The organism is Dehalobacter sp. DCM (assembly GCF_024972775.1).
Lineage (GTDB): Bacteria > Bacillota > Desulfitobacteriia > Desulfitobacteriales > Syntrophobotulaceae > Dehalobacter.
In genome coordinates this window covers 3,691,980-3,717,911 of record NZ_CP092282.1, presented here as the reverse complement: position 1 = coordinate 3,717,911, position 25,932 = coordinate 3,691,980, and the positions used below count along the sequence as shown (strand labels likewise).

23 protein-coding genes are annotated in these 25,932 nt (G+C 46.0%); 20 read left to right on the top strand and 3 right to left on the bottom strand.

The window, feature by feature from the left end; translation table 11 throughout:
* The first annotated feature begins 278 nt into the window (after positions 1 to 278).
* The 7 genes from kdpA (at position 279) to LPY66_RS17230 (ending at position 10,615) form a co-directional block, all read left to right on the top strand.
* Positions 279 to 1,982, top strand: a complete 1,704-nt coding sequence (gene kdpA, locus LPY66_RS17260) for a potassium-transporting ATPase subunit KdpA (RefSeq protein ID WP_337985482.1) — start codon at positions 279 to 281, stop codon at positions 1,980 to 1,982.
* Positions 1,983 to 1,995: 13 nt separating this feature from the next.
* Complete coding sequence (gene kdpB / locus LPY66_RS17255) at positions 1,996 to 4,029, top strand: potassium-transporting ATPase subunit KdpB (RefSeq protein ID WP_337985481.1); 2,034 nt, start codon at positions 1,996 to 1,998, stop codon at positions 4,027 to 4,029.
* 10 nt (positions 4,030 to 4,039) lie between these two features.
* Complete coding sequence (gene kdpC, locus LPY66_RS17250; RefSeq protein ID WP_337985480.1) at positions 4,040 to 4,618, top strand: potassium-transporting ATPase subunit KdpC; 579 nt, start codon at positions 4,040 to 4,042, stop codon at positions 4,616 to 4,618.
* Between the two features lie 15 nt (positions 4,619 to 4,633).
* Positions 4,634 to 7,300 (top strand): sensor histidine kinase, encoded by a 2,667-nt coding sequence (locus LPY66_RS17245; protein WP_337985479.1) that lies wholly within the window; start codon positions 4,634 to 4,636, stop codon positions 7,298 to 7,300.
* Between the two features lie 182 nt (positions 7,301 to 7,482).
* Complete coding sequence (locus tag LPY66_RS17240; RefSeq protein ID WP_337985478.1) at positions 7,483 to 8,166, top strand: response regulator; 684 nt, start codon at positions 7,483 to 7,485, stop codon at positions 8,164 to 8,166.
* Positions 8,167 to 8,582: 416 nt separating this feature from the next.
* Positions 8,583 to 9,947 (top strand): TrkH family potassium uptake protein, encoded by a 1,365-nt coding sequence (locus LPY66_RS17235; protein WP_337985477.1) that lies wholly within the window; start codon positions 8,583 to 8,585, stop codon positions 9,945 to 9,947.
* Positions 9,948 to 9,958: 11 nt separating this feature from the next.
* Complete coding sequence (locus LPY66_RS17230; protein WP_337985476.1) at positions 9,959 to 10,615, top strand: potassium channel family protein; 657 nt, start codon at positions 9,959 to 9,961, stop codon at positions 10,613 to 10,615.
* A gap of 66 nt (positions 10,616 to 10,681) precedes the next feature.
* On the opposite strand, the gene LPY66_RS17225 is transcribed toward LPY66_RS17230, so the two are convergent.
* The gene (locus tag LPY66_RS17225; RefSeq protein ID WP_337985475.1) at positions 10,682 to 12,301 is read right to left on the bottom strand and encodes a cell wall-binding repeat-containing protein; all 1,620 of its coding nucleotides are present in this window, start codon (positions 12,299 to 12,301) and stop codon (positions 10,682 to 10,684) included.
* Positions 12,302 to 12,562: 261 nt separating this feature from the next.
* Here LPY66_RS17225 and LPY66_RS17220 point away from each other — a divergent pair, with 261 nt between their 5' ends.
* The 3 genes from LPY66_RS17220 to LPY66_RS17210 all read left to right on the top strand — a co-directional run bounded on the left by LPY66_RS17220 (position 12,563) and on the right by LPY66_RS17210 (position 14,913).
* Positions 12,563 to 13,357, top strand: a complete 795-nt coding sequence (locus LPY66_RS17220) for a transporter substrate-binding domain-containing protein (RefSeq protein ID WP_337985474.1) — start codon at positions 12,563 to 12,565, stop codon at positions 13,355 to 13,357.
* Between the two features lie 92 nt (positions 13,358 to 13,449).
* Positions 13,450 to 14,109 (top strand): amino acid ABC transporter permease, encoded by a 660-nt coding sequence (locus LPY66_RS17215; protein WP_337985473.1) that lies wholly within the window; start codon positions 13,450 to 13,452, stop codon positions 14,107 to 14,109.
* A 12-nt stretch (positions 14,110 to 14,121) separates the two neighbouring features.
* Positions 14,122 to 14,913 (top strand): amino acid ABC transporter ATP-binding protein, encoded by a 792-nt coding sequence (locus LPY66_RS17210; protein WP_337985472.1) that lies wholly within the window; start codon positions 14,122 to 14,124, stop codon positions 14,911 to 14,913.
* Positions 14,914 to 15,007: 94 nt separating this feature from the next.
* Here LPY66_RS17210 and LPY66_RS17205 read toward each other — a convergent pair whose 3' ends face one another.
* Positions 15,008 to 15,721, bottom strand: a complete 714-nt coding sequence (locus LPY66_RS17205) for a carbonic anhydrase (protein WP_337985471.1) — start codon at positions 15,719 to 15,721, stop codon at positions 15,008 to 15,010.
* A 210-nt stretch (positions 15,722 to 15,931) separates the two neighbouring features.
* Between LPY66_RS17205 and LPY66_RS17200 the strand changes: the two genes are divergently transcribed.
* The 5 genes from LPY66_RS17200 to LPY66_RS17180 all read left to right on the top strand — a co-directional run bounded on the left by LPY66_RS17200 (position 15,932) and on the right by LPY66_RS17180 (position 21,269).
* On the top strand, positions 15,932 to 16,645 hold the full coding sequence (locus LPY66_RS17200) for an ABC transporter ATP-binding protein (protein WP_337985470.1): 714 nt from the start codon (positions 15,932 to 15,934) through the stop codon (positions 16,643 to 16,645).
* Entirely contained in the window at positions 16,642 to 18,231 is a 1,590-nt protein-coding gene (locus tag LPY66_RS17195) for a putative ABC exporter domain-containing protein (protein WP_337985469.1), read from the top strand. Before LPY66_RS17200 ends, LPY66_RS17195 begins: the two co-directional genes overlap by 4 nt.
* A gap of 525 nt (positions 18,232 to 18,756) precedes the next feature.
* Positions 18,757 to 19,680, top strand: a complete 924-nt coding sequence (locus tag LPY66_RS17190) for a helix-turn-helix domain-containing protein (RefSeq protein WP_337985468.1) — start codon at positions 18,757 to 18,759, stop codon at positions 19,678 to 19,680.
* 2 nt (positions 19,681 to 19,682) lie between these two features.
* Complete coding sequence (locus LPY66_RS17185) at positions 19,683 to 20,498, top strand: ABC transporter ATP-binding protein (RefSeq protein WP_337985467.1); 816 nt, start codon at positions 19,683 to 19,685, stop codon at positions 20,496 to 20,498.
* The gene (locus LPY66_RS17180) at positions 20,499 to 21,269 is read left to right on the top strand and encodes an ABC transporter permease (protein WP_337985466.1); all 771 of its coding nucleotides are present in this window, start codon (positions 20,499 to 20,501) and stop codon (positions 21,267 to 21,269) included.
* A gap of 216 nt (positions 21,270 to 21,485) precedes the next feature.
* Here LPY66_RS17180 and LPY66_RS21045 read toward each other — a convergent pair whose 3' ends face one another.
* Positions 21,486 to 21,542, bottom strand: a complete 57-nt coding sequence (locus LPY66_RS21045) for a hypothetical protein (RefSeq protein WP_443112497.1) — start codon at positions 21,540 to 21,542, stop codon at positions 21,486 to 21,488.
* A 183-nt stretch (positions 21,543 to 21,725) separates the two neighbouring features.
* Here LPY66_RS21045 and LPY66_RS17170 point away from each other — a divergent pair, with 183 nt between their 5' ends.
* From LPY66_RS17170 to LPY66_RS17150, 5 genes are all read left to right on the top strand, one after another.
* On the top strand, positions 21,726 to 22,073 hold the full coding sequence (locus LPY66_RS17170) for a PadR family transcriptional regulator (protein ID WP_337985464.1): 348 nt from the start codon (positions 21,726 to 21,728) through the stop codon (positions 22,071 to 22,073).
* The gene (locus LPY66_RS17165) at positions 22,051 to 22,902 is read left to right on the top strand and encodes a permease prefix domain 1-containing protein (protein WP_337985463.1); all 852 of its coding nucleotides are present in this window, start codon (positions 22,051 to 22,053) and stop codon (positions 22,900 to 22,902) included. The genes LPY66_RS17170 and LPY66_RS17165 overlap by 23 nt, the downstream gene beginning before the upstream one ends.
* 31 nt (positions 22,903 to 22,933) lie before the next feature.
* Positions 22,934 to 23,077 (top strand): hypothetical protein, encoded by a 144-nt coding sequence (locus LPY66_RS17160; RefSeq protein ID WP_337985462.1) that lies wholly within the window; start codon positions 22,934 to 22,936, stop codon positions 23,075 to 23,077.
* 86 nt (positions 23,078 to 23,163) lie between these two features.
* A complete protein-coding gene (ligD, locus tag LPY66_RS17155) occupies positions 23,164 to 24,600 on the top strand; it encodes a non-homologous end-joining DNA ligase (protein WP_337985461.1) in 1,437 nt (478 codons plus the stop codon).
* Positions 24,601 to 24,694: 94 nt separating this feature from the next.
* Entirely contained in the window at positions 24,695 to 25,924 is a 1,230-nt protein-coding gene (locus tag LPY66_RS17150; protein ID WP_337985460.1) for a serpin family protein, read from the top strand.
* Positions 25,925 to 25,932: the final 8 nt, after the last annotated feature.

Genomic DNA, 25,932 nt, shown 5'->3' with positions numbered 1-25,932 from the left:
GATGAAAGGCTCAGGCCTTACCAAGCTTAAGTGGTATTTTTATTGATATCAATCTTAATACTATATTAATGCTTAACGAGAATTTATTATCCCACTTTTAAGCTTAAACCGTTTTATAATGGAGATGCTAAAAGAGGTTATTATTTATTTTCTAACAGAAAAGGAAAATTTTCAAAAAGGTGGTTTGTATAGATGAATGAATTGTATGTGGGTGCCATCATTGCTTTCTTTCTCTTGAGTTTTCTGGTCTATTGTTTTGTGAAGGTGGAGGATATCTGATGACACAGGACCTTTTGTTATTTTTGATCTACATTTCACTATTTCTAATCCTCGGTTATTTCTTAGGAAAATACATGGCTAAGGTATTCAATAAGGAAAAAACAATTTTTGATCCAATCATGCTTCCTTTGGAAAAGATGATTTACCGCCTGGCTGGTATTAACCCTGAAAAAGAAATGAACTGGAAGGAATACAGTAAAAGCCTTCTTCTCATTAATGCAATGGGAATTGGTTTGCTTTTCGTACTTCAACTTATCCAGGGATTTTTGCCTTTAAACCCTCAGGGCTTTGGTATGGTGAAGCCCGATCTCGCTTTCAACACCGCAGTTAGCTTTGTAACCAATACAAACTGGCAGGCTTACAGCGGTGAGAGTACGCTAAGCTATTTCACCCAGATGACAGGGATGACCGTTCAAAATTTTCTCTCTGCTGCTACCGGGATTGTCGTGGCTATAGCCCTGATCAGGGGTATTGCCCGTCATCAGGTCAAGGATATCGGTAATTTCTGGGTAGATCTAACGCGCTGCACATTATGGATTCTTCTTCCTATATCGTTTGTTTTTGCTTTGGTTCTTGTTTCCCAAGGTGTCATTCAGAACCTTTCTCCGTATCTCACCTTGGAGAACATAGAGGGGTTCAAACAAACCCTGGCGATGGGGCCGGTAGCTTCCCAGGAAGCGATCAAGCAGTTTGGCACAAACGGTGGTGGATTTTTTAATGCCAATTCCGCTCACCCGTTTGAAAACCCCACAGCTTTGTCCAACTTTTTAGAACTCTTGGCTGTTTTGGTTATTCCGGCAGGTTTAACCTTCACTTTCGGCAGGATGGTAGGTAACAAAAAACAGGGTTATGTCATCCTTGGTACCATGCTCATTCTGTTTGTTCTGTTTTTAGGGATCTGCTATACAGCTGAAATAGCTGGGAACCCGCTCCTCACAGCACAAGGAATTTCTCAACCAACGGCGATGGAAGGTAAAGAGGTGCGCTTTGGTATTGGGCAATCCAGTCTTTTTGCCGTTGTGACGACCGCTGCATCCTGCGGTGCTGTGAATAACATGCACGACAGCCTTACACCTCTCGGTGGGTTAGTTCCCATGGTGCAAATCATGCTCGGGGAAGTCGTTTTCGGTGGGGTCGGGTCAGGGCTTTACGGGATGTTGATGTTTGTTATTCTTACGGTTTTCATAATCGGTTTGATGGTGGGGCGGACCCCGGAATACCTAGGGAAAAAGATAGAATCCCCGGAAATGAAGATGGCCATATTTGCGGTGCTCATTCCCAGTATAACCATTCTGCTCGGAAGTGCGATTGCCGTAGTTACTAAAGATGGAGTATCCTCCATACTCAATCCCGGCCCCCATGGCTTAAGCGAAATCCTGTACGGTTTTGCCTCAGCCGCCGGGAACAATGGCAGCGCTTTTGCTGGATTAAGCGCCAATACACTTTTTTACAACATCAGTTTAGCCATTGCGATGCTCCTGGGTCGTTTTGGGGTGATCATTCCGGCACTAGCCATCGCCGGAAGTCTTGCCGCTAAGAAAACCATCCCGCAAGGCCCCGGGACTTTTCAGACTACTGGGGTAATATTCCCGATTCTGCTGACCGGCACGGTTCTTCTGGTAGGGGCTCTGACTTTTTTTCCGGCGTTATCGTTGGGCCCTATTGTGGAGTATTTCCTGATGCTGGCAGGACGAACCTTTTAAGGAGTTGAATTAAATGGAGAAAAATAGCGGTTTTAATAAAGATATTATCAAGATAGCTGTCAAGGATTCCTTTAAGAAGCTGAATCCCCGCATCTTGTGGCGCAACCCTGTGATGTTAGTGGTGGAAGTCGGGGCTCTTTATACAAGCTATTATGTCCTACGGGATTTGCTGGCTCATCAATGGGGGGCACTCGGCTTTAACCTGCAAATCGCCTTTTGGCTATGGCTTACCATACTATTTGCCAACTTCTCTGAAGCTTTGGCGGAAGGAAGAGGTAAAGCTCAGGCGGCTACCTTAAAAAAAGCCCGCAGTGAAACAATGGCCAAAAAGGTGGTTGGTGACAATTTGCAAAGTGTATCGGCCTCGGAGCTGCGTAAAGATGATATTGTCCTGGTTGAAGCGGGTGACCCCATTCCCGGTGACGGCGAAGTCATAGAGGGTATTGCTTCCGTGGATGAAAGTGCGGTAACCGGTGAATCAGCTCCGGTAATCCGCGAATCCGGGGGAGACCGCAGCGCGGTAACAGGTGGCACCAGAGTTCTTTCTGATTGGATTCAAGTAAGAATCAGCGCCAATCCGGGAGAAACTTTTTTGGATAGAATGATCAATCTGGTAGAAGGCGCGAAAAGACAAAAGACCCCCAACGAAGTAGCCCTTACAATTTTGCTTTTGGGATTAACCATCGTATTTTTGCTGGCTGTCGCCACTTTGGAGTCCTATGCCATTTATTCCGGAGCTTATGTCTCGGTTCCTGTCCTGCTGGCCTTGCTCGTTTGCCTGATTCCCACCACGATTGGCGGTCTTCTCAGCGCAATCGGGATTGCCGGTATGGACCGACTCTTAAAAAGGAACGTCCTGGCCATGTCCGGGAGGGCTGTTGAAGCAGCCGGCGATGTGGATGTTCTGCTCTTGGATAAAACTGGGACCATTACGCTCGGAAACCGTATGGCCACAGAATTTTTACCTGCCCCCGGCGTACGGGTTGAAGAACTGGCTGATACCGCCCAGCTTTCTTCCTTAGCAGATGAAACACCGGAAGGCCGCAGCATTGTGGTGCTAGCGAAAAATAAATATGGTTTGCGTGAAAGAGATATAGGCCAGTTACAGGCCATCTTTATCCCATTCAGCGCTCAGACCCGGATGAGTGGGGTGAATGTCCAAAACAGAGAGATCCGCAAAGGGGCTGTTGACGCGATAGAAAAATATTTGCAGCAGCAAGACCAACAGCTTGATCAAGAGGTTAGGAATATTGCCGAAGGTATTGCTAAAAAAGGCGGAACGCCATTGGTAGTCGCAGACAATGGCAGAGCACTCGGTGTTATCCATCTCAAGGATGTGGTCAAGGGAGGCATTAAAGAAAGATTCGCAGAACTCAGGCGAATGGGAATTAAGACCGTCATGATTACAGGGGATAATCCATTAACCGCAGCGGCGATTGCCGGTGAAGCCGGAGTTGATGACTTTCTGGCTGAAGCGACACCTGAAGCCAAGCTTGCTTTAATCAGGGATTACCAGTACAAAGGACACTTGGTGGCGATGACAGGAGACGGTACCAATGATGCACCCGCTTTAGCCCAGGCTGATGTCGGTGTTGCTATGAACAGCGGAACTCAGGCTGCCAAGGAAGCAGGAAATATGGTAGATTTGGATAGCAACCCGACGAAACTCATTGAAGTCGTCGGGATTGGTAAGCAATTACTGATTACCCGGGGCTCGTTAACCACCTTCAGCATTGCCAATGATGTGGCTAAGTACTTTGCGATCATCCCGGCCTTGTTCAGTGCAACGTATCCGCAGTTGGCCTACCTGAATATTATGGATTTGAGCAGCCCGGAAAGTGCGATTATTTCTGCTGTTATTTTCAATGCAATCATCATCGTGTTTCTAATTCCGCTAGCCTTAAAGGGCGTGACCTATCGTCCGCAGGGAGCCAATCTTATTCTGAGACGCAACTTGCTGGTCTATGGCTTGGGAGGATTAATAACACCTTTTATCGGGATCAAAATAATTGATTGGTTGCTTGCGTTCTTGCATATCATCGGCTAGGAAAGGATGAATGTGGATGTTTAAATCTGTAAAACAATCATGTAAAATGTTAATCATCATGACTATTCTACTGGGATTGGTTTATCCTTTGGCGGTAACCGGCTTATCCCAGCTTATTTTTCCAAAACAGGCCAATGGTTCTCTTCTCTACAGCAATAACCGAATTGTTGGTTCGGAATTAATCGGACAGGAATTTACCGGCCCCGAATACTTTTACGGCAGGCCTTCTGCTGCCGGCGCTGGTTATGATGCCGTGGCCTCCTCTGGATCGAACCTTGGACCTACCAATGAATCTTTAATGAAGACAATTGGGGAGCGGATTACTGAAATTAAGCGTGAAAACAACTTGACCGCTGAACAAAAAATACCAGCGGATATGGTTGCAGCTTCCGGAAGCGGACTTGATCCCCACATATCACCTCAGGCGGCCCTATTGCAGATACCGCGCGTAGCTCGAGCCAGAGGACTGACAGAAGAAGAAGTACGGATTGAAGTTCAAAAATATACGGAAACCTGGGAAGTATTCATTTTAGGGGAACCCCGGGTCAACGTCTTAAAGCTAAACTTAGCGCTGGATCAATTGTCATAAGGATGTGAGAAAAAGATGACGGAGGAATTCAGGGGTGACCCCGATGCGATCCTAGCAGGTATCAAACATAAAAACAGGGGAATATTAACGGTCTTCCTTGGCGCTGCGGCAGGTGTCGGAAAAACTTACGCCATGCTGGAAGCGGCGCAGGAAATGCAAACAAAAGGAATTGAGACCGTGATTGCCTTGGTCGAGACGCATGGTAGGAAAGAGACAGAAGCCCTTGTTAAGGGACTTCCGATTATCACTTCCTGTGTCATTGAGTATAAAGATAAGCAGTTCTGCGAGATGGATCTTGATGCCATTTTACTCCGCCGTCCTGAAATTGCCCTGGTCGATGAGCTGGCACATACTAATATATCCGGCTCCCGGCACCCCAAACGTTATCAGGATGTGGAGGAATTGTTGGCGGCAGGTATTAATGTTTATACGACCCTCAATATCCAGCACATCGAGAGCCTGAATGACATTGTCGCCCGCATCACAGGTGTTACCGTGAGGGAAACAGTTCCGGACAGAATATTGAATGACGCTAAAATCCATTTGGTGGATATTCCTGACGAGGAGTTAATCCAAAGGTTAAAGGAAGGCAAGGTCTATGTGCCCGATCAGGCCGAAAGGGCGATTAATAAGTTTTTTCGTCCCGGGAATCTCAATGCCTTAAGGGAACTTGCACTTCGATATACCGCCCAACGGGTTGATCGGCAAATGGAAACCTATATGCAGGCACATGCGATTAGCGGCCCTTGGCCGGCAGGGGAAAAAGTACTGGTAAGCATCAGTTCTAGTCCCTTTGCTTCCAAGCTTCTCAGAATGGGCAGCAGAATGGCGAATAGGCTACAGTCCGAGTTAATAGCAGTCTATGTGGAAAGCAGCAGGCAGCCTTTAAAAGAGGAACAAAAAGAGTTACTTACGAAAAATCTTAATCTGGCTGAAGAATTAGGCGCTGAAATACTAACGGTAACAGGGGACGACATTGCCGAGGAACTGCTGGAAATTGCCAAGAAGAGAAACGTTACCCAAATTATAATCGGCAAGCCGCTGCGTTCCGGAATTTCCGGTTTTTTGAGAAATTCACCCGTTGATAAGATTATTCGGAACAGCGAAGGCATTAGTGTTCACGTTATCCCAGGACAGCAAAATGAGAGTAATAACAAAAAAACATCGCCGTTTACGAAAGCAAAAACAGGACTATCCATCAAACGGATTTTGTTGATTACAGCAATTATAGTTTTGTGGACTGTTATGCTCAAGCCCTTTGAGGATAGCTTAGGGTTAGTTAATATTGTCTTACTATTTCTATTGCCGGTATTATATACTGCAGTTACTATGGGAATTCAATATGCTATAGTGGCTGCCTTTCTGGGAGTTATCGTTTTTGACTTTTTCTTTGTATTCCCTCAATATAGTTTTACAGTCGCCGATATTCGGTATGGTATTAGTTTTTTAATTTTTATAATTGTTGCCATTGTTACAGGAAGACTATCTACCCGGCTGCATAACCAGATCTATATGACCAAGAGCAGAGAAGAAAAGGTCTCTGCTTTGTATTCATTGAGTAAGGACATCGCCGCGGAGACAGAAGTCCAGACTGTTCTCGATTTGATTGTAAAAAAAATCGCGGGTATCGCTGAAAACGACGTGATCGCCTTCCTACCCGATGAAAAAGGAGATCTTGAAGTAGCTGCTTGCAGCAGCGGGGGATATGTTTTTATCACAGATCCTAAAGAGCTGGCTGTCGCCACCTGGTCTTTCTTGAACAGGCAGAGTGCCGGCAAAGGAACAGAAAATCTTAGCGGTGCTCAAAGACTTTATCTGCCTATGATGATTAAAGAAAGTACGACAGGTGTATTGGGTATCCGCATAAATACGGCTAATTTTACCCCTGAACAACGCATACTGCTAGAAGCCTTTGCCGGATTATCGGCTGTTGCTCTGAGTAGAATACAACTTGCTGAAAAGGCACGAGAGACACAATTATTAAAAGAAACCGAACGCTTATATAATGTGCTGTTTAGCTGTTTATCCCACGATTTGAAAACACCGCTCGCTTCCATTATTGGCGCCATCACAGGATTATTGGATGATAAAGAACCTTATACGACCGACCAACGTAAGGAATTATTAACATCGGCCAGGCAAGGCGCCGAGCGGATGAACCGGTTGATAAACAATTTATTGGATATGGCCCGTGTAGAAAGCGGCGGCTTACAGCTCAATCAGGACGAGTGTGATATCGCAGAAATTATCAGTGTAGCAGTGAATGAAGTTGATCCATTACAGTTGAGGATAATAAACTCCAAGATTGAACGAGATTTGCCTCTCTTTATTGGAGATTGTATGTTGATCAAACAAGTACTGGTCAATTTACTGGAAAATGCGATAAAATATACAGAGCAGGATCGAGACATAGAAATTTCTGCAACAAAGAACGAAACCAAGTTAAAAATATCCGTTATGGATCGAGGGAACAGTATACAGGAAGATGACTTGGGAAAGATATTTGATAAATTTTATCGTTTGAACTCTTCTAGTCGGGTAAGCGGTACAGGGCTAGGTTTGACCGTCTGCAAATCCATTGTTGAGGCCCATCAAGGAAAGATCTGGGCAGAAAGGAATCTTTCCGGCGGAACGACCTTTGTTTTTACTATACCCTTTAGAAAGAGTCTAGTACCTTGTTAACCCTAAATCTATATATCCTGGCGGCAGATTTTTTGTAATACTGCGTTGTCTTCAATCGCCATACGCTCGGTATGCCTCAATCATCCGCCTTGTCTTACAAAAAATCTGCTCGCCATTATATTACAGTTTTAAAGTTAACAAGGTACTAGCTTAGGATATCTAATGGTAGTAAGGTGATTTTCATGGAAAGTAACGGACCAAGAATCTTGATCATTGATGACGAACTGCAAATACGTCGCTTGCTGAAAGTAGGCATCGGCGCTTATAAGTATGATATTTTCGAAGCTGTTAACGGGCAGGCAGGATTAGAAGGGATCATCAAGTATAAACCAGATTTAGTTATTCTTGATTTATCATTACCTGATATTGATGGCCTGGAGGTTCTCCGAAGGATTAGAGAATGGTCTTCTGTTCCGGTAATTATACTCTCGGCAAAAGATCTTGAGAGAGATAAGGTCGTGGCCTTAAATAACGGTGCCGATGACTATGTATCCAAGCCTTTTGGAATGGGTGAGCTTGTTGCCAGAATTGGTGTCGCCTTAAGGCATACTGCTAAGTCAGAAGATGGACCTATTCTTGTCTTTGATGATTTGAAACTTGATTTTGCGAAACGAATTTTTACCTTGAACAATGAAGAAGTAAAACTAACGCCAACTGAATATGAGCTGTTAAAGGTCATGGCAACTTGCGCGGGAAAAGTTCTGACTCACCGACAACTCCTTAAGGCTGTATGGGGACCCAATTACGAATCTGAGATTAATTACCTACGGGTATATGTAGCACAGCTTCGCAACAAAATTGAAATAGACCCCACGCGACCAAAGCATATTTTAACGGAACTTGGTATCGGATATAGGTTTATGTAGACTCTTTTTTATAAGCTTTTATAGTTTGAATTCAAGGATATTGACTTTTGGCGGGAAGTCTTAAATTAAGGCTTTCCTACTTTATTAGTATGTTTAATGATGGAAAAATGAGGGAAATCTTCTTAACGTAATCTTTATACCAAAGGCATTAATATTAATCCTGTCTTAATAATAAGTTGGCATATAATATAATTGGAGGTATATATGCTGCTATATGTGGAAGACTCCAATGACAAGTGACCAATATACGTATGTTGTTATTAAGTTTTACTAAGAATATAGTGATCATCAATAAACAGCCTATCTCATTATGGAGGCTGCCAAAAATTATTCTGATTACATGAAAATGTTCAATATCATTGGTATTGATGTTTTTTCAATCATTGAGACTTTATCATAATGGTATGGAGACGAGTATGAATGACATATTTAAGATTGATACAAATAAACAATCTACAAAAGAAAAGAAAAAACTCTCGCCGCCCCAGATACTGGCTATCGGATTCATTTCTGTCATCTTCGTTGGAGCTTTCTTGCTGACCTTATCGATCGCTACAGTTGACGGAAAAGGATTACCTTTTATAGACGCCTTGTTCACAGCAACCTCAGCTGTTTGTGTTACAGGACTTATTGTGGTAGACACGGGATCAGTGTTTTCAGTCTTTGGGCAAATTATTATCCTTTTTTTAATTCAGATCGGTGGTCTTGGTTTTATGACTTTTGCCACTTTCTTTGCAATCCTCCTTGGGAAAAAGATAAATCTTCAAGAGAGGATGCTTTTGCAGGAAGCCTATAACCAATCTTCGTTGGAAGGAATCGTTAGGCTGGCAAAATATATATTCATGGGGTCGTTTCTAATAGAAGGTATTGGTTTTGTTATTCTAGCTGTCAGGTGGTCTTTTGATTTTAATTTGGGTAAAGCACTATATTACGCTTTATTCCATACTATTTCAGCGTTTAACAATGCAGGATTTGATCTTTTTGGCAATAGTTTGATGAGATTTCAAAATGATTTCGTAACGAATCTTACGGTAATGGCCCTAATTGTTATAGGCGGTATCGGTTTCACGGTCATTTTAGACCTTTACCCTAAACGAGGAAAGAGATTAAGTCTGCATTCATGGATTGTTATCCGGACAACCGGGCTATTAATTGCAATTGGGGCCATATTATTTTTCCTCCTAGAGTTTAATAATCCAGATACGCTTGGAAGTCTAGGATACCAAGGGAAAATTCTTGCTTCAATGTTTCAATCGGTCACTCCGCGTACCGCTGGATTTAATACTTTAAATTTGTCTGCTCTCAATGATACAACAGTCTTGTTGCTGATCGTGCTTATGTTCATTGGTGCTTCACCAGGGTCGACCGGGGGTGGAGTAAAAACGACAACCTTTATGACGATTTTACTATCGGTTTTCTCGATGTTCAGAAACAAATATCAAGTTACTATACATGGAAGATCTATCCCCAGAGAAGTCATCCAGAAGGCGGTTGCGATTATGACCTTGGCGATCATGTGGATTATCTTGGTGACTGGGCTATTGACGATTACTGAAAGTGCAAATTTTATGACCTTATTGTTTGAGACCGTATCTGCTTTCGGCACAGTTGGCCTAACTTTAGGAGTAACACCCAGTCTTTCACTTATTGGCAAAATATTAATTATTCTTACAATGTTCATTGGAAGAGTGGGTTTATTGACAATCGCCTTTTCCATCGGCAAAGTTAACAATCCAGGTAATCAGGCAAAATATCCCGAATCAAAAATAATGGTTGGATAGGAGCAAGCAAGATGAAAAAGAATAAACAGTTTGTCGTCATTGGGATTGGACGTTTTGGGCATAGTGTGGCTACTTCCTTGTATAAGCTTGGTTATGAAGTATTAGTCATTGATAATTCGGAAAAAGAAATACAGGATATCGCTAATCAAGTTACCCATGCTGTCCAATTAGATGCTAGAGACGAAGAGGCTTTGAAAAGATTAGGTATCCGAAATTTTGATGTTGCCATTGTCGCGATTGGTGATGATATTCAATCAAATATTTTAGTATCTGTAATGCTTAAAGAACTTGGGGTACAGAAAGTTGTTGCTAAAGCGAAAGATGCACTGCATGGCAGGGTTTTAGAAAAGATAGGAGTGGATCGGGTTATCTACCCTGAACGTGATATGGGTATACGGGTGGCACATAATCTTACGTCCGTTAACGATTTATTAGATTATATTGAATTGTCTCCGGATTATAGCATTGTAGAAGTTTTTGCTCCTCAGGAATTTGTGGATAATACCATAGGAAAATTAAACCTGCGAGCTAAATATCGTGTAAGTGTAATTGCCATTAAAAGTGCAGAAGAAATAAATGCAGCCCCTGGTGCAGATGCCCTTATTAAGCAAGGCGATATTTTAGTTGTTATTGGCTCAAACCAAGCGATTAGTAATTTACCCAAATGAGTTAATAAACATCGGCATCCATATTTACCTAACTTCTAGGATTGTATCAATGAAAGAATTCTGACATTATGCGCCATCTGAATAATACATAAAAAACGCCATAGCATCAGTTTCTTGTACCGGGTCATAGGTATCGACTTTTCGCACATGGTAGACTTGACCATAAAATAATCTTGCCTGATTATCAACGACATAGGCATAATCCTGTTTTCCGGGATTGACCCAACCCATAAATGTATACGTATGGGTATACCCCTCAGTAAAAACGATATCTCCAGGTTTTAAATTGTATATATTCGCACCTTTTTTAAACCCTAACATAGGTAACAAATTACTAAAGTCCTTTACATTAGCCATCGAATTTTTAATATTAAAACCCATTCTTCTCAATACTTCGGCTTGAAAGTAAACACAGTTATCCTCGATTATTCCGGAGTGAAGAGCAATGGCGCGATTATGAACAGAAACCGCATTATCCACATTGAGCATGTAATGATACAGTTCATAGTGCAGCGATGAATGGAAAGTGCTATACAGATAATGAAATTTGTAACTGTTGATACTAAACCAATAATTTTGGTCGGGCAGCGGGATAATGTCTTTACCTCCGAAATTCAGCCTGGGATCAATCGTCGTAATATTAAATAAAGGCGATTGACTATAGCCGTTCAAAAGATTTTGAGCATTATTGACAACTTCGTCCGGAACAGCGCCCGTTCCTCCGAAAGCGGTGATACTTGGAACGATACCATTTTCATATAATTGCATTAGATAGGCAGCGATGCTGTTTGGTACCAATGGCGAAGACGGATCAACGAGTAAAATCGGATCACCGTTTTGACCGGCGAGTACAGTACCCGAAAGAGCATCGGGATAATTATCACCGGACGCAAGATAGATTGTCTTAGGGTTTTCCGCAAATTTGCCATAGATCATTGAAGCCGTCTCATATCTATCCTGGCCGGCAAATCTGGTAATGACAGCATTCGGTAGTATTGATTTGATTTGATTTTCCACAGCACCTGATACAACACCGGGGCCACCGGCAATATAAACCTGTAAGGGTTGTCTGCTGTGCAAATAATCGATGACCGGCTGCGGGATACGATCAGCCTTTACTAAAAGAATGGGTGAATCTGTATGGCTGGCGAAGCTCGAAACGCTTAACGCGTCGGGGAAATTTTCGCCGCTGGCAATAAACACTGTCTGATCGGTGGAATTTAACGCATCAATAATTAACCGGTTAGTATCATACCTGTCCACACCGTCAAACCGCTTGAACTGATAGCCTTTACCCTTTAAATAGCTGTCGAAGTCAGTGCCTATTGCTTCTTGTCCGCCTGCAATATAAACCGTACCTTGCGCTTGTAAATGCGATTCAATATATGCCAAGGCGTCTCTAGAAGTCTGTATATGGCTATCGACTAATAAGACAGGCGCATTCAATTTCTGTGCCAAGACACTGATTGACAGGGCGTCAGGAAAGTCGTTTCCGGAAACCAGAACCACATTGTAAAGAATTTGATTGGAAAATTGGCTGGCAATAGCGGTTGAGGTTTCATATCTATTTGATCCAGAGAGTCGCGGATTGATGTCGGCATTTGCCAAAGATGGAAGCGCTGTTGTTGTCAAAAAGGTTATGAGTAATACTGCTGAAATAGTATAAGTAATTTTACGACAGTTCATAGCTGCCCCCTTTTTCTGTTTAGAAAGGTATAAAATCAGTTTCATTGCATCTATATTCACAATAAGTTTTAGTTTATCATAGAAGTTCATATTTTGGGCTTCATAAATTTTACCATTAATAAAATACTACTGGATTTCTCTTCCAAAATAATTGCAGATTTTTATATTGCTTTATCCCAAATGTAAGGTATCATATTAAAGTGAGAGAAACTATGCGGTGCAATCCACCGCGTAGAATTTTGAGGATAATGGGAGGAAAATATGAAAAGATTAACTGTACTTATGCTTGTGTTGGCTTTACTCATCACCGGCGTCTTTACCGGCTGTTCAAAACCGGCAGCCAAAGAGGAAACGGACATGGCGTATATCAAGAATAAGGGGACACTTGTCGTTGGGATCACCGATTTCGCGCCAATGGATTACAAAGATGCAAGCGGTAATTGGATCGGCTTTGACGCCGATATGGCCAAAGCGTTCGGGGAATCTCTGGGTGTCAAAGTGGAATTCGTGGAAATCGATTGGGACAATAAGATTATGGAACTTGATTCCAAAGCCATCGACTGCGTCTGGAACGGCATGACCCTCACCGACGAGGTAACGGCCGCCATGGCTTGCTCCAATGCCTACTGCGATAACGCCCAGGTCGTTGTTGTACCTGCCGCGAAAGCCGATAAATATAAGGATAAGGAAAGCGTCTCCGCGCTTAACTTTGCAGTGGAATCCGGCTCCGCCGGCGAAGCGGTTGTTAAAGACCTGGGTTATACCAGCACAGCAGTGCAAAGCCAGTCTGCTGCGCTGATGGAAGTTGCTGCCGGTACCGCTGATGCCTGTGTTATCGACCTGTTAATGGCCGGAGCGATGATTGGTGAAGGTACCAGCTATCCCCAGCTGACCTACACCGTCGCCCTTAACTCCGAAAAATACGGCGTGGGCTTCCGTAAGGGAAGCGACATGGCCGCGGAGTTGAATACATTCTTTACCAAAGCTTATGCCGACAAATCTATGTTGAATGTCGCCAAAACCTACGGCGTACAGGAATCCATCATCGCCCAGTAAGCGACACGTTAAAAAATGTCATATACCAAAGGCAGAGAGCATTCGCTTTCTGCCTTTGCACAACGAAAAGTAACAATGGATGAGGTCTTGCAATGTTCCAAACCGTTTTAGCTTCATTAAACGAAGGCTTTTTAAAAACTCTGGAAATTTTTGCGTTAACATTGCTTGGCGCATTCCCGCTGGGGCTGATTATTTCTTTTGGCTCCACAAGCCAATTCCGGCCTTTACGCTATGTGGTTAAATTCATCGTATGGTGTGTGCGGGGCACACCGCTCATGCTCCAGCTGCTGATTATCTACTACGGACCGGGACTGATTCTCGGGGACAACTGGTGGGGCAACGGCGCTTCCGGCCGCTTTACGGCGGCAGTGGTGGCCTTCATTATCAATTATGCCTGCTATTTTTCCGAGATCTACCGCGGCGGTATTGAGGGTGTGCCCAAAGGACAATATGAGGCTGGGCAGGTTTTAGGGATGACCAAGAGTCAGATCTTTTTTCGGATCATCTTCCTGCAGGTCATCAAGCGCATAATCCCGCCGATGGGCAATGAAATCATTACCTTGGTGAAAGACACCTCGCTGGCGCGGGTGATTGCGGTCTACGAGATCATCTGGAGCGGACAGGCCTTTATCAAGTCCGACGGCCTGATCTGGCCCCTGTTTTTTACCGGTGTCTACTACCTGCTTTTTAGCGGTATTCTTACACTGCTCTTAGGGCGCTTGGAAAAGAAGCTCGAATATTTCCGGGTTTAAGGAGGGGACAAAATGTCTGTACTTGAGGTGAGGAACATCTCCAAGCGCTTTGGCGAGACCGCGGTCTTAAAGGATGTCGGGTTCACGTTGGAAAAAGGCGAAGTTATTGCTATCATCGGGTCCTCCGGCAGCGGCAAAACAACCCTCTTGCGCTGCCTGAACTTTTTGGAGACGCCGGACGGCGGACAGATTATCGTCAACGGGGAGACCTTGCTTGACGCATCAAGCGGTACACAGTTTTCGGAAAAGGACATTCGAAAAAACCGCCTGCATTTCGGACTTGTATTTCAATCGTTCAATCTTTTTCCCCAATATACGGCACTGGCGAATGTTAAGCTGGCCGGGGAGCTTCTGGCCCAGGAAAGAGACGATTATAAGAAAAACAAAAAGGGTATTTTACAGGAGATCGATGCAAAAGCCCGGGGCCTTCTCCAGCAAGTAGGCCTTGCGGATAAAATGAGTCTGTATCCTCATCAGCTTTCCGGCGGACAGCAGCAGCGCGTCGCTATTGCTCGCGCTTTGGCGCTTTCTCCGGATGTGCTTTGCTTTGACGAGCCCACCAGCGCGCTGGATCCGGAGCTGACGGGGGAGGTACTCAAGGTTATCCGGGCACTTGCCGACAAAAATACCACCATGGTGATCGTCACCCATGAAATGCAGTTTGCGCGGGATGTGGCAGACAAGGTTGTCTTTATGGATGACGGCGTTGTGGTGGAAGCCGGCACGCCGGAGGAGGTATTCGGACAACCCAAGCAGGAACGGACCATCCGCTTCCTGGAACGGTATTCGGATATGCAAGTATAAAAGATGTAGTTGTAATTTGTTCCTCCGTTGGTTGTCAAAGCAATAAGATTGCTTGGAAGAAACTTAAAACCAAATAAGAATGCTAGAAAAATGATTAGAAGAAGTAAACCTCACCGGTTTGTAGATTATATTTACCCCCGATGATCTCCAGCTTTTTTTCGTGCTCTAAATGCTGGATAATGGTACTTTCCCGGATCTCAGCAATCGATTGGTGTACGTTTTCTTCTGCGCATTTTTCATACAGATCCGATTGATCCAGTGTGTCCAGCTTGGCTTTTTCATAAGCGGGCTGGATTTTTTTTAGGATTGCAGGCAGATTTCCTTGAGCTTCGATCCCGTCAACGACGGCTTTCACTGCCCCGCAATTCTCATGGCCTAAGACCAGGATGAGCGGGGTCTCTAAGTGCTCGGCAGCGTATTCGATACTTCCGAGGCTAATTGCGTCGATCACGTTACCTGCATTGCGGATGACAAATAGATCGCCCAGGGATTGATCGAATAAAATTTCCGGAGGAACGCGCGAATCGGAACAACTTACGATCACGGCAAAGGGATGCTGACCGTACTCGGAAAGTTCTGTTCGCTTGTCCAGGCTTAAATCATCATTCAGAACGTTTCCGGATACAAAGCGCTGATTCCCTTCCCTCAGTAATTGTTTGGACTCCTCCGCTGTGTCAATGTTGGGGGTTCGTGAATAGATGGCGCTGGACATCGGGGTTGCGTTGCTGCAGCCGGCAGACATCAGGGCTGTTGGCAATACGATCAGACAGATAAAGATAACCATTTGGTAAACTTTGCGATGAATCATAGATTGTGATGCTACTCCTTTATAACGTTTTAGCCTGTAGAAACGGAAAATGACTATCATCCTTATTATTCCCAGAGTTTGACGAGACTACTATCATTACAGCAAATAAGATGTCATTTTCTGGATTTATATACAGTACTAAAAAAGGGATATGCCCAAGGATAGAGAATTATAAACGAACGTATCTATGGCAGTAAAGGAGATTTAGCGATGATCGACGTCCGAAACATGACTAAAAAATACGGCAAACTGGCGGCCAATGACAATATTAACCTGTCCGTGGGCTCCGGCGAGCTGGCGGTATTGCTCGGCCCCAACGGTGCGGGTAAATCAACCCTGATCAAATCGGTTTGCGGCCTGCTGCGTTTCCAAGGCAGCATTACTATCGGCGGGCATAAGAATCATACGGTGGAGGCGAAACGGTTATTAGGCTATGTGCCGGAGTTCCCCGTGCTGTACCCGATGCTGACCGTGGCGGAACACCTGGAGTTCATCGCCAAAGCCTACCGGTTGGTGGCTTGGAAGGAAAGAGGGGAGGCCTTGCTTCGCCGCTTTGAGCTGGACGATAAAAAAATGAAGCTGGGTAAAGAGCTATCAAAAGGCATGCAGCAAAAGGTCAGTGTCTGCTGTGCGCTCCTGCCCCAGCCCAAGGCGGTTATTCTGGATGAACCGCTGGTCGGTCTGGACCCCCATGGGATCCGGGAACTGAAAGCTGTAATGGCGGAGCTGCGGGACAGCGGCTGCGCTCTGCTTGTCAGTACCCATATGATCGAAAGCCTGGAGGAAAACTGGGATGTCACCTACATCATGGTCAAAGGTCGGATTGCGCGGGTATGCCGCCGTGCGGACATCGCAGCCGGACAACGGCTTGAGGACGTTTATTTCAGCATCACGGAAGGGAAAAACCAGGAGGATAAGCCATGAACAGTCTTGTTTATTTGCTGGTAAAAAGCGCCAAGAACAGACTGCTGGAGCTGCTGCGGAAGCCGGCCAAGCTGGTGCTATGGCTGCTGGTGATCGCCGGCATTGGCGGAATTTTTCTCGTATCCTTATTCACTAAGCAAAGCACGGTCGGGTCCCTTGATCTTATCTGGCTCAAGGGCATCCTATTCCTGCTCATCCTGCTTTTTGTGGTGATCGCCATCCAAAAGGGCTTAGCCAACGGGGATGTTATTTTCGACATGAACGATGTCAATTTACTTTTCGTTTCACCGGTCAGTCCCCGGACGATCCTGATGTACGGTATCGTGCGCATGGCGAAAATGTCTTTCTGGGCAGGCTTTTTTATCCTGTTCCAAAGCAATTCCTTAAACCAGGGCTTCGGGGTCGGCTTTAATGGGGTGCTCCTGGTACTGCTGGGTTTTATCCTGGCTGTTGGTATGCTCCAAGTCCTGTCGTTGCTGATCTACAGCCTGACCAACGGCAAACCGGCGCGGAAGCGGGCGGTCCGGCTGTTTGCCGTTCTGGCTTTTCTGCCACTGCTTGTTTATGCGGGCATCCAGTTGGTCAGCACAGGGGATCTGCTGGCGGCGCTGGAAAACACGCTGGGTTCGTCGCTTTCCGCTTGGACGCCGATCGCCGGCTGGGCATCAACAGGTACAGTCGCCCTGATATCCGGGGATCTGGGAACCGGCTTCCTGTTTTTGGGGCTGCTGGTGCTGTCCGGAGCGCTCTTAATGCTCTATATCGCCTTGAGCAACCCCGATTATTATGAAGATGTCCTGGTTGCGACAGAAACCGCATTTGAGAAAAAGCGCGTTCTGGCAGAAGGACAGATCAACACCGAAGCATTATCCACAAAGAAAGTAAAGGTTGCGAAAACCGGTATCAGCGGTCTGGGACCCAGTACCCTATTTTATAAGCACCTGCGGGAATCCTTTCGGGCTAACCGTCTCGGTTTGTGGAGAATGTCGTCCATTTTGATAGTAGCCGGCGCGGCGCTGTTTTCGCTGTTTATTCGCAGTCAGGACGAGGGAACCTTTATTTTGCTGCAAATCCTGATGTGGATGCAGATTTTTCTGATCGGAACGGGGCGCGGCTTGAAAGAGCTTTATATGCATTATATCTACCTGATTCCGGCAAGCTCTTTCCGGAAAATCGTCTGGAGCAACCTGGAAATCGCCTTTAAGGTACTGGTGGAAAGTGTGGCTGTTTTCGGCATCGCGGGCCTGATCATGGGGGATTCTGTCGGGCTGATTGTCGCGGCCATTGTGGTTTTCACCCTGTTTTCATTTTTACTTCTGGGCATCAACTATCTTTCTTTGCGCTGGACGGGCGCAGACATCAGCGCAGGGTTCCTGATTTTCATTTACACCCTTGCTGTGATCGTGATCATGCTGCCCGGTCTGATTGCCGCCTTTGTCATCGGCAGTAAGATCGCAGTGAACGGCGTGCTGATCGGACTTGGAGTACTGGCCCTATGGGAATTGCTGGCGGCACTCGTGTGCTTCGCGCTGTCCAAAGGCATTTTGCACCGGATGGATATGCCCGTGCTGCGGACCGGGAAGTAGCAAAGTCACGTAATTCTCTATCCTTAGGTTTATAAAGAAAAGGGCTCATTCATCATGTGTTTTACATAAATTACAGCTATGTATTTTAACTTCAACATGGTATATAATAGAACAGAGAGGAATCATGCTCTAACATGATTCCCCGCAACAGCCGCTTTAAGGGCGGTCGACTAATGAATACGGATAGACCGTTATCCATTCTGTAGGAGCGGTCTATTTTTCGTGTTTGGAACGAAAGTATCATATCCACTAATGTTCCAAAGGATATCATCAGTGCTAATGTTTGACATACGTCCATGGGCATCACCTCCTTCCAGGAGGGAATGCTGCCATTTGCTGCAGGGCTATTATAATATGTATTTACAAAATATACCATATATTAACAGGAAAAGATGTTGCGCCCTACCAATACAACGAATAGTAGCAGAAAAACAACCAACAGTTTCATATTTTGTGTTGAAATACGCTGTGTGAATGGGTAGAATAACAGCGTCGACAAAAACAAAAAAAGGAGAACGTGTGCACATGTTAACATCGGTGATGATAGGAAATAAAATTTCAGAAGCTCGCAAAGAAAAGAATTTATCTCAGGCACAGTTGGCTGGGCGGCTATCCATTAGTTCGCAAGCTGTCGGAAAGTGGGAACGCGGAGAATCCTTACCGGACATTATTACGTTACACCGGCTTGCGGAAATACTGGGGGTTGACCTCAACTACTTTTCAGAAAGCGTTCAATCAGAAAAAGCCGTAAAAACATCCGTTGTAAAAACGTTTGTCGAGTCTTCCGAGGTGCCATCAGCTGAACCGCCATCCGGAAAACCGGAGAAAAAACGTGGCTGGGATATGTCCAGCTGGAATTGGGTAGACGCAGACTTTTCCGGACTCCATAATTTGCATGAAAAATTGAGTTCTTCCAATATGCAGCGCTGTCTTTTTATCGGTTCGGAGATGGCAGGGCTTCTGCTGAAAAGCAACAATGTGGATGGCTGTGATTTTTCCCATTCCGACATCAGCGTCAGCCGCATTCAAAGTTCCAGTATTGTCAACAGTTTCTTTACAAGCTGTTTGTTAAAGGATTCTGAATTTGCTTCAAGCTATATCAAAGGCTGTGATTTCACCGGCGCCGATTTTACGGGAGCAGTCTTCAAATCCAGTGCCTTGTTGAAAAACACCATGGCAGGTGCTGTGTTGAACCACACCACCTTTTACACCACCCAATTTGCCGATATCGTTTTCGAGGGCACCTTATCGGACTGCGCTTTTGATAACTGTGATTTTTCCGGGGTGACCTTTCAGAATGCCACGTTGCTTAATACTTTTTTCAAAAATAAAAGCCTGAAGCGGATCCGGTTTATTGACTGTCAAGCAGATAAGATGACCTATTCCTTTTTGAAAAACGGCAAAGCAGACGTGAGCGGGATCACGTTATTCACACCAGAGGAGGTATAACGATGTCTCAAAATAAAATCGCTATTTCGGTGCACGGGTTGAAAAAATCCTATAAAAACACCCCGGTACTCGCAGGCGTTGATTTTCAAATAAAAACAGGCAGTGTTTTCGCCCTGCTCGAATCGAACGGCGCAGGCAAGACAACGATCATCAAAATACTGACTACACTGCTGAAACCGGACAGTGGCAAGGCCGTCGTCAACGGATTCGACGTTATAGCAAAACCCGGCGATGTGCGGCAGTCCATCAGTCTGACCGGACAATTTGCCGCGGTGGACGACACATTGACCGGACGGGAAAACCTGATTATGATCGCCAAACTGCGGCACCTGAATCACCCACGGCAGGTCACGGAGAGTTTGCTGCAGCGTTTCGGCTTGATTGACGCCGCCAACCGCAGGGTATCCACGTATTCGGGTGGTATGCGTCGCAGGCTGGACATCGCCATGAGCGTTGTGGGAAACCCGCAGCTTATTTTCCTCGACGAGCCGACCACCGGGCTTGACCCCGAGGCGCGCCTTGAGGTATGGAAGCTTGTTAAGGAGCTTACTGGCAGGGGTACGACGGTATTCCTGACTACGCAGTATTTGGAGGAGGCTGAACAACTGGCTGATCACATCGCCATTCTTCATCAGGGGAAGATTATCGCGGACGGCACTCTGGCAGAGTTGAAAAAGCAGTTCCCGCCGGCCAAGGTGGAATATGTGGAAAAACAGCCGACCTTGGAGGAGATATTCCTTACTATCGTCGGCCAAACGTCCACGGATGAGCTATATGGCGGTGCCATGGATGGCAAGGAGAAAAAGGGGGTTAGCTAAATGGAAACAATTAAAAGACACTTTTTCAGCGATATGACAGTAATGCTTGGACGTTCCATGCGCCATATCTTTCGCAGTATGGACACCATCATCACGGTAACCCTCATGCCGATTGCCTTTATGCTGCTTTTCGTCTATGTATTCGGCGGCGCCATTAAAGCCGGTACGGATAACTACGTGAATTACCTGCTGCCCGGCATCCTGCTGATTGCCATTGCCAGCGGTGTATCCTATACGGCTTACCGCTTGTTTATCGACATGCAGCGGGGCATATTCGAGCGCTTCCATTCCATGCCGATAGCGCGTTCCACCGTACTGTGGGGGCACGTGTTGACTTCGCTGGTATCCAACGCAATTTCTGTGGTCGTCATCCTATTGGCGGCTCTCCTCATGGGCTTTCGCTCGCCGGCTGGGGTACTGTCCTGGCTCGCTGTAGCCGGTATCCTCGCGCTGTTTACCCTTGCCCTGACCTGGATCGCGGCGATTGCCGGGTTGTCCGCCAAATCCGTTGACGGCGCCAGTGCCTTTTCCTACCCGCTGATCTTTCTGCCGTTTATCAGCTCGGCGTTTGTGCCAACCGCATCGATGCCGTCGGGCGTTCGCGTCTTTGCCGAGAACCAGCCAGTCACTGCGATTGTGGAGGCCATTCGGGCACTGCTGTCCGCTCAGCCGGTCGGGAGTGGTATCTGGATTGCACTTGCCTGGTGCCTGGGTATTCTGATTATTGCTTATGGTTTTGCCATGCTGGCGTATAAGCGGAAAATAGGGTAAGACGTTAGTGTGTTGGTGTGGAAAATGGAACACTGAAGCCAGACAAGGCATACTATTTTACATAAATTTACAGATAAGTATGTATTTTAACTAAAACATGGTATATAATATAAACAAAAGAGGAATCATGCTGTAACATGATTCCCCGCAACAGCCGCTTTAAGGGCGGTCGGCTTCGGTATACGGAATAGACCGTTAACCATTAGACTGGGCGGTCTATTTCTTCCTATTGAAGGATAGTATCATAACGACCAACGTCGCGAAAGAAACCATCAACATCAATGACTGGAATACTTCCATGGGCATCACCTCCTTCCGGAGGGAATGCCGACCGCCCTGCACGCCATCTGCTGCAGGGCTATTATAACATAAATTACAAAATATACCATATATTTCACCGCTACATCGTGTTACAATATACAGTAAGTAGTGATTCTACATAGAGGGGCGCTGGAAATGCATAAAGCGGAACTATTAAAGGGAAGTACCGGCCTTATTCTGTTGTCTTTGCTTACCGAGAAGGATATGTACGGGTACGAGATTACAGAGAAGGTACAAACGCTGAGTGAAGGATATCTTTGTTACAAAGAAGGAACCCTTTATCCGGCTTTAAAAAGACTGGAACTAGCCGGACTGGTCAGTAGTTATTGGCGGGATTCCAGTGATGGACCGCGCCGAAAATATTATCGCATTACACATGCAGGCGAACACGCCGTAGCAGATCAAAAAAACGAATGGAACATGTTTCAGAAAGTTATGCAGCGGATTGTGGGTGATGGCATTGTCAGAACATCTACGGATTGAGGAATTCGAACATTACGTCCGGACAATTATTTCCGGAGTGAATTTGGAGCTGAGAGAAAAACAGGAATTGGCGGATGAGTGGAAACAACACTTATATGACCACTATGCCGCATTACGCAGCAGCGATTTGGATCAAGATGAGGCAATCCGCACGGTGATAGCGCAATTTGGCGATATTCAAATGATCCAGCACGAAGTGAATCAAGCCTATCCCAGCGCGAAAAAAAGACATATTCTCAAAGAAATGTGCATTGCCGGTTTATGTTTAATTGCGTGTATCGTTGGCCCGAAACTGTTGATAGAAGCCTATTTCCAATACTATTTTATTGCTGTGCCCATAATCGCGTTAGCTATTGCGTATGGTATTTATCATCTTGCGGTGAAGCGCCAAACCTTTTGGTGGCTATACGTTATCGGCTTCATTGGGATTTATCTTTTTTTCTTACAGGCTTTTTTGACCCCAGCGAGAGAAACCGCAATAAACTGGGAGTTATACCCTCAACAGCTTTTTTCGCTGAATTGGGACAGATTAACCGGACCGAGCGGCCTTTGGGATTTTGTCACAATGCATATGATGTGGTATGTTGTTATTCTGTTCCAGTTCATCAGGGGAAATAATTACATCCCCGTCTGGAAGCGGATTTGTAATGCCAGTTTTGCTTATTGGGCGATGCTCTTCATCGGTGTTTTTGTGGCAGGGTCCTTCTCAAGCGGCGAAACGCAAGTCCTTGTTGCCAATGTTTTTCTTCTGTACGGATTTCTTCAACAGACGATTTCGATTGAGGGTATCTTAAAATTACAGGCAAAAGTGGTTAACCTGAGAAATTGATGGAGGAAACGGGTATGGCGATATGGTTATTATGAGTGTAAAAATGTACGAGGAAAAACTGTTCATGCTTGATGTCTACAACAAATTGGCTGCAGCTGAAGCACAGATAGCCAAGGGGAAGATGCTGGACGGAGAAGCGTCGCTAAAAAGCATTCGAGAAAAATACAATGTATAAAACTTCTATGGCGCACAAAACTACATTCAAATGATATAAAATTTCTGCGATGCATAGTTTGAAATACACTATGGGAAGATATGGGTATGGATAAGGAAAAACTCACTGAATACAACCGGAAAAGGAATTTTGACCGAACCCTGGAACCGGAAGGGATAAGCGAAATGCCCCGGGAGAGTCTGCGGTTTGTCGTCCAGCACCATCTGGCCCGTCGGGATCACTACGATTTTCGTCTGGAGTGGGATGGGACTCTCTTAAGCTGGGCTGTACCCAAGGGCCCTTCCTATGATACCCGGGACAAGCGGCTCGCCGTACATGTGGAAGACCATCCCCTGGAGTACCGGAATTTTGAGGGGACGATTCCCAAAGGGGAATACGGCGGCGGTGTCGTCATGCTCTGGGATGAAGGGTACTGGGAGCCCCATGGGGATGTGGCTGAGGGACTCGGTGCAGGAATGCTCAAGTTTGTCCTGAAAGGGCAACGACTGAAGGGGAAGTGGGCCTTGGTGCGGCTAAAAGGGAAAAAGGACGAGAAACAGGAAAACTGGCTGCTGCTCAAAGAAAAAGATGAACATGCTGCCGGCAGCGACGGTGTATCCGAATTTACCACCAGCATCCGAACCGGACGCACCATGGAGGAAATAGAAGCTGGAAAAGAATGGACCGACGGCCTGGTTATCCAAGGAATTAAGATCAGTAACCCGGACAAAGTGATCTTCACTGAACCGGAAATCACCAAAGGGGATGTGGTCCGCTATTACGAAAAGGCTGCGGAGCGCATGCTTCCCTATCTGAGCCGCAGGGTCTTAAGCATTGTCCGCTGCCCCAAGGGCATCTCCCAAACCTGCTTTTATAAGAAGCATCCCGGCCCGGGCAGCAAAGGAATCGTAACTATCCCCATTACCCATAGTGAGGGGAAAACGGAGGACTACTTTTATATAGAAAACATTTCCGGGCTCATCGCCGAAGCGCAAATGGGCACCCTGGAATTTCACACCTGGGGAAGCCGGGTGGACGCTCTGGAAAAACCGGATCTGATGGTCTTTGATCTGGACCCGGATGAGGGCATGGAACTGAGTCACGTGCGGCAGGGGGTCCGGGATTTACATAGTATTCTCACCGAGCTTTCCCTGAACGCCTATCTCAAGACCAGCGGCGGCAAAGGGTACCATGTGGTCGTTCCTTTAAAACCTACCGCTGCCTGGGAGGTATTTCACGATTTTGCCAGGCGCGTCGCCGAAGTGATGGAACAGAAATGGCCCGACCGCTACACCAGCAACGTGCGCAAGGCCAAGCGCAAGGGCAAAATCTTTATTGACTGGATTCGCAACGGCAGAGGTGCCACCAGTATTGCCCCGTATTCGATCCGAGCCCGCAAAGGGGCCCGCGTGTCCATGCCCATCGCCTGGGCGGAATTAGACACGTTGGCTCCCGACAGTGTGACCATGGCGGAAGCACTTCGGAGAATCGAGGATAAGGACCCTTGGGATGATTTTTTTCGCAATCATCAGCAGCTAACCTGATAAAGCGTAATGAAACCGTCAGGTCAACCCGGGTTTTATCGTCATACCATACGGAACTTCCTCAAGGAATATTAGGGTATGAAGGAGTGATTAAATGAAAAAAAGGGTTTGTCTGCTGCTATGTATTATCCTGACCATTAGCTTGCTGGCAGGGTGTTCGGCCAAGCCTGCCTCGCAAAATTCAACCTTTGATAAAAATGGAATCAGTCCGGAGGTTGTTGTGCAAAATTCGCGCTTTGCTTTTGAACTTTTCCAGCAGCTAAATAAGGAGGACGGTACAGAGAATATCTTCATCTCGCCCTTGAGCATAGCGACGGCTCTGTCTATGACCTATCAGGGAGCCGAGGCAGAAACGAAAAAAGCCATGGCCAAGGCCTTGGGATATAGCGAAATCGACGACAGTATCCTCAATGAAAGCTATAAAAATCTGATTCCGTATCTGAATCAGCTGGACAAAAAAGTCACGCTGAACATCAGTAATTCGATCTGGGTAAGAGAAGGCGAGGATATTAAGCCGGCCTTTTTAACGGTTAATAAGGATATTTTCAATGCCGCCGTGACCCCGCTCGACTTTAACCAAGACAAAGCCGCAGATCAAATCAATCAATGGATATCCCAATCAACCAACAAAAAAATCGAAAAGATGGTTGATTCCCCGATAGCCCCGGATGTCATCATGTACCTGATCAATGCGATCTATTTCAAGGGGGATTGGACGGCGGAATTTGATGCCGAGAAGACCTTTCAGACCCAATTCCGGGCACGCAATGGCGGCAAGAGCGACGTCATGATGATGAGCCGAACAGGCAAAATCGCCTACGGACAGGGAGACGGTTTCCAAGCTGTCCGGCTGCCCTACGGCAACGGTAAGGCGGCAATGTACTGCATCTTGCCGGAAGAAACAGAACCCATCAACGAATTTATCGGCGGCCTGGATGCCGAGCGGTGGAACGTGATCCGGACCAGTATTTCCGAACGGGAGGATGTGCTGCTGCAGCTGCCGCGCTTTAAAGTGGAATACGGCATTAAAGACCTCAAAGACAGTCTGTCCGCCCTGGGCATGGGGCTGGCCTTTACTGACAATGCGGACTTTTCCAGAATCCGGGATGATATTTGTATCAGCCGGGTACTGCACAAGGCGGTTATCGAGGTCAACGAAGAAGGCAGTGAAGCCGCGGCGGCAACCGTAGTGGAAATGAAGCTGACGGGAGCACCTATGGATGCACCGTCGTTCATCGCCGACCGGCCATTTTTATTCATTATTGCCGACGATGAAACAGGGACAATTCTGTTTATGGGTAAATTGATTGAGGCTGAATTGTAATCATATTG

Coding starts and splice junctions, on each gene's coding strand:
- kdpA (WP_337985482.1), top strand. CDS start 279: ATGACACAGGACCTTTTGTTATTTTTGATCTACATTTCACTATTTCTA.
- kdpB (WP_337985481.1), top strand. CDS start 1,996: ATGGAGAAAAATAGCGGTTTTAATAAAGATATTATCAAGATAGCTGTC.
- kdpC (WP_337985480.1), top strand. CDS start 4,040: ATGTGGATGTTTAAATCTGTAAAACAATCATGTAAAATGTTAATCATC.
- LPY66_RS17245 (WP_337985479.1), top strand. CDS start 4,634: ATGACGGAGGAATTCAGGGGTGACCCCGATGCGATCCTAGCAGGTATC.
- LPY66_RS17240 (WP_337985478.1), top strand. CDS start 7,483: ATGGAAAGTAACGGACCAAGAATCTTGATCATTGATGACGAACTGCAA.
- LPY66_RS17235 (WP_337985477.1), top strand. CDS start 8,583: ATGAATGACATATTTAAGATTGATACAAATAAACAATCTACAAAAGAA.
- LPY66_RS17230 (WP_337985476.1), top strand. CDS start 9,959: ATGAAAAAGAATAAACAGTTTGTCGTCATTGGGATTGGACGTTTTGGG.
- LPY66_RS17225 (WP_337985475.1), bottom strand. CDS start 12,301: ATGAACTGTCGTAAAATTACTTATACTATTTCAGCAGTATTACTCATA.
- LPY66_RS17220 (WP_337985474.1), top strand. CDS start 12,563: ATGAAAAGATTAACTGTACTTATGCTTGTGTTGGCTTTACTCATCACC.
- LPY66_RS17215 (WP_337985473.1), top strand. CDS start 13,450: ATGTTCCAAACCGTTTTAGCTTCATTAAACGAAGGCTTTTTAAAAACT.
- LPY66_RS17210 (WP_337985472.1), top strand. CDS start 14,122: ATGTCTGTACTTGAGGTGAGGAACATCTCCAAGCGCTTTGGCGAGACC.
- LPY66_RS17205 (WP_337985471.1), bottom strand. CDS start 15,721: ATGATTCATCGCAAAGTTTACCAAATGGTTATCTTTATCTGTCTGATC.
- LPY66_RS17200 (WP_337985470.1), top strand. CDS start 15,932: ATGATCGACGTCCGAAACATGACTAAAAAATACGGCAAACTGGCGGCC.
- LPY66_RS17195 (WP_337985469.1), top strand. CDS start 16,642: ATGAACAGTCTTGTTTATTTGCTGGTAAAAAGCGCCAAGAACAGACTG.
- LPY66_RS17190 (WP_337985468.1), top strand. CDS start 18,757: ATGTTAACATCGGTGATGATAGGAAATAAAATTTCAGAAGCTCGCAAA.
- LPY66_RS17185 (WP_337985467.1), top strand. CDS start 19,683: ATGTCTCAAAATAAAATCGCTATTTCGGTGCACGGGTTGAAAAAATCC.
- LPY66_RS17180 (WP_337985466.1), top strand. CDS start 20,499: ATGGAAACAATTAAAAGACACTTTTTCAGCGATATGACAGTAATGCTT.
- LPY66_RS17170 (WP_337985464.1), top strand. CDS start 21,726: ATGCATAAAGCGGAACTATTAAAGGGAAGTACCGGCCTTATTCTGTTG.
- LPY66_RS17160 (WP_337985462.1), top strand. CDS start 22,934: ATGAGTGTAAAAATGTACGAGGAAAAACTGTTCATGCTTGATGTCTAC.
- ligD (WP_337985461.1), top strand. CDS start 23,164: ATGGATAAGGAAAAACTCACTGAATACAACCGGAAAAGGAATTTTGAC.
- LPY66_RS17150 (WP_337985460.1), top strand. CDS start 24,695: ATGAAAAAAAGGGTTTGTCTGCTGCTATGTATTATCCTGACCATTAGC.